Below are 3,308 nucleotides of genomic sequence, written 5' to 3' on the forward strand. Positions count from 1 at the left end.
TGTAGTGGCATAGTGAATTTGGCCACCTGACTAGAGGTGTTATTCTTGCCTCAATAACTTTACAGGTGATCCATGACCAAATATTTTACGGCTGAATTTAAACTCGAAGCAGCAAAGCTGGTCGTTGACCAGAAATACTCTCATTCGGAGGCCGCTAAAGCCATGAATGTCAGTCTTTCGGCCCTTAGCCGATGGGTGGGTAAGCTCAGATTGGAACGTCAGGGTAAAACCCCCGTTGGGCTTCCACTGACGCTTGAACAAATAGAACTTCGGGAAAGGAAGAAAAGGATTCAACGTCTTGAAATGGAAAACGAAATTCTAAAAAAGGCCACCGCTCTCTTGATGTCGGACTCGTTGAACAGTTCGCGATAGTCGATAAATTGAGAGCGCTTTATTCGGTAAAAGCACTGTGTAAGGCTTTTGATGTTCAGCGTAGCAGCTATCGGTACTGGCATAACAGAGAACGCGTCCCAGATGTCGAGCGCACCATTAAACGCAGCCTGGTTAGCGAAGTCTGGCATGCCAGCGGCGGGTCAGCCGGTGCCCGAAATATCGCCATAATGGTGACGAATAAGGGCGTAAAACTAGGGCGTTGGCTTGCCGGAAAATTGATGGCAGAGCTGAACATGACAAGTTGCCAGCTTCCCACACACAAATATAAACGTGGTGGGCAGGAGCATGTTGATATATCGAATCTATTGGAGCGGCAGTTTGCAGTAACCCAACCGAATGAGGTTTGGTGTGGCGATGTGACCTATATCTGGACAGGTAAGCGCTGGGCTTATCTGGCTGTGGTGTTGGATCTGTTTGCCCGCAAGCCCATAGGCTGGGCGATGTCGTTTTCACCTGACTCAGCGCTAACGGGTAAAGCGTTACAGATGGCATGGGAACTCAGGGGACGCCCAGGAGGAGTCATGTTCCACAGCGATCAGGGCAGTCATTACACCAGTAAAAAATACCGTCAGTTGCTGTGGCGTTACCAGATAAAACAGAGCCTAAGCAGGCGTGGGAACTGTTGGGACAACGCGCCAATGGAGCGATTCTTCAGAAGTCTGAAATCCGAATGGGTACCGACGACAGGTTACCAGAGCTTCGGGGAGGGCAGAAATGCAATCACCCGATATATAACGGGTTACTACAGCGAACTTCGCCCGCACTGGTACAACGGAGGCTTAACGCCCAATGAATCCGAACGGCTGTTCTATGAACAGTCTACTACCGTGGCCAATTTTAGTTGACCACTACAGGCTGATTTTGAAAGACAGATGCGCCTTAAAGTGCATTATGTCATCGAGCCGCAATTCTTGTGGAGTAGTATTGCCGAGATGGCGCGAACCCAGCATCCTGACTTGCTTATCACCTTGGATAAAGGATTTGATTACATCGAAGAGCGCTCATTTGGGCGTAACTTTCAGGGCTTATTTTCCGAGATCAATCTGTATTCCGATAAACTGGGTCGAACGCAAAAGGAACGTAATGAAAAACTTTGTTCCGTGATCCAAAAAATTGCTGAGGGTATTGCAAAGTTCAGTAACGACACGGATATTTTAGGCGATGCCTATGAGTACCTGATTGGCCAGTTTGCGGCTGGCTCAGGTAAAAAGGCAGGTGAGTTTTATACCCCGCAACAAATCTCAACCATTCTTTCCGAGATCGTTACGCTGGATAGCCAAGATCCAACAACAGGCAAAAAGAAGAAGATTAGGCAAGTTCTTGATTTTGCCTGCGGCTCTGGTTCGCTGCTGCTTAATGTGCGCAAGCAACTTGGGCCAAATGGTATTGGCAAGATTTACGGTCAGGAAAAGAATATCACCACCTACAACTTAGCACGTATGAATATGTTGCTACATGGCGTGAAAGATACCGAGTTCGAAATTTATCATGGTGACACGCTGCTTAATCAGTGGGATATTCTCAATGAAATGAACCCAGCCAAAAAAATGCAATTTGATGCGGTGGTAGCTAACCCTCCGTTCAGTTACCGCTGGGAACCAAGTGATACTCTGAGTGACGATTTCCGCTTTAAAAGCTATGGACTTGCTCCAAAATCAGCGGCAGACTTCGCTTTTCTTTTGCATGGTTTTCACTTCCTCAGTGATGATGGAGTAATGGCCATTATCCTGCCGCATGGCGTGCTGTTCCGTGGTGGTGCGGAAGAGCGTATCCGCACTAAGTTACTTAAAGACGGTCATATTGACACAGTGATTGGCCTGCCAGCGAATCTATTTTTCTCGACCGGGATTCCGGTGTGCATTCTGGTACTGAAACGCTGCAAGAAATCCGATGATGTGCTTTTCATCAATGCTGCGGAACATTTTGAAAAAGGTAAACGACAAAATAAGTTGATGCCGAAACATATCGAAAAAATTATCGATACTTATCAATACCGTAAGGAAGAAGATCGCTACGCGCGACGTGTTTCGATGACGGAAATTGAGAAAAATGATTTCAACCTGAATATCTCACGTTACGTCAACACTGATATGGCAGAAGAGAAAATTGATTTGCAAAAGGTACATGCTGAATTGATTGAATTAGAAAAAAAAGCAGCTACCGCAGCACAAATGCATAATCGATTCCTCAAAGAGTTGGGTTTACCACCGATACCAGAGTAAAGATACTCTCAAGGAAGACGTCTAGCCATCTTTTTGGTTAGATGTCTTTTTATAACGTACTCAGATGAATTCGCGGGTTCTTTACTCTGCCAGACGATTTTATTTCAACGGTTCCTGTTTCCCAACATCAAACGGACTAACACTTTTCTCTCGATTAGCATCCAGATAATCTGCCCACCATTGCAACATCAGTCGGCGTTCATCTAGACGCTCAGCATTATAAATTCATGCAGCAGGAACTCCGCTGTACTCCTGATTGTTCATCTGTTTTTCCTCGACTATAAACAAGACTCAATTAATGAGCAACAAGCTATTGCCCGGAAGCTGTGGCCACAAACCTCCTCGCAGTTTAATACCCTATCAGGCATAATTCTTCGTTGGTGGTGTTTCCTGTGCCAGGCTGACTAGGAACGTGATACATCCATGAATACCGTTACTGATTTTCCATTTATTTCATTTAAACAAAAAAGTAACAGCAGAAACCAACAACGCCAGTACCATTACTGACGTTGTTGGATTTGTGAGACAGATTACTACGCTGCGGATGGTTTTGGCATGACTCCTCTGTGTTCCAGAGAGTCAATATAATCGGCATACCACTGCATCATTTCTCGCCGTTGCTCCAGATATAGAGCATGGTTATAGGTTCCCCGGATACTGTTTTTATCCGCATGTGCGAGCTGGAGTTCAATC

At 45.7% G+C, this 3,308-nt stretch carries 2 protein-coding genes and 2 pseudogenes; 2 read left to right on the plus strand and 2 right to left on the minus strand.

Going from position 1 to position 3,308, the window contains the following annotated elements:
- Positions 1–72: 72 nt before the first annotated feature.
- Both AEP37_RS22815 and AEP37_RS22820 read left to right on the plus strand, forming a co-directional pair.
- Positions 73–1,238 (plus strand): IS3 family transposase gene (locus AEP37_RS22815; RefSeq protein WP_156168750.1). Its coding sequence is split into 2 segments (ribosomal slippage): positions 73–328 and positions 328–1,238, totalling 1,167 coding nucleotides; the frame shifts between segments, so codons are not numbered across the junction.
- Positions 1,239–1,265: 27 nt separating this feature from the next.
- Positions 1,266–2,615: a type I restriction-modification system subunit M gene (locus tag AEP37_RS22820; RefSeq protein WP_209435174.1), complete on the plus strand. Its 1,350-nt coding sequence runs from the start codon at positions 1,266–1,268 to the stop codon at positions 2,613–2,615.
- Between the two features lie 99 nt (positions 2,616–2,714).
- Here AEP37_RS22820 and AEP37_RS27470 read toward each other — a convergent pair.
- Together AEP37_RS27470 and AEP37_RS26390 are read right to left on the minus strand one after the other, a co-directional pair.
- Positions 2,715–3,030, minus strand: a pseudogene (locus AEP37_RS27470) (hypothetical protein); the annotation flags it as partial.
- 118 nt (positions 3,031–3,148) lie between these two features.
- Positions 3,149–3,308: pseudogene (locus AEP37_RS26390) on the minus strand (integrase); the annotation flags it as partial.

It is taken from the genome of Yersinia pekkanenii (genome assembly GCF_001152565.1).
GTDB classification, from domain to species: Bacteria; Pseudomonadota; Gammaproteobacteria; order Enterobacterales; family Enterobacteriaceae; genus Yersinia; species Yersinia pekkanenii.

Excerpts from the sequence above, each read along its gene's own strand:
- AEP37_RS22820 (WP_209435174.1), top strand. The coding sequence starts at position 1,266 with ATGCGCCTTAAAGTGCATTATGTCATCGAGCCGCAATTCTTGTGGAGT.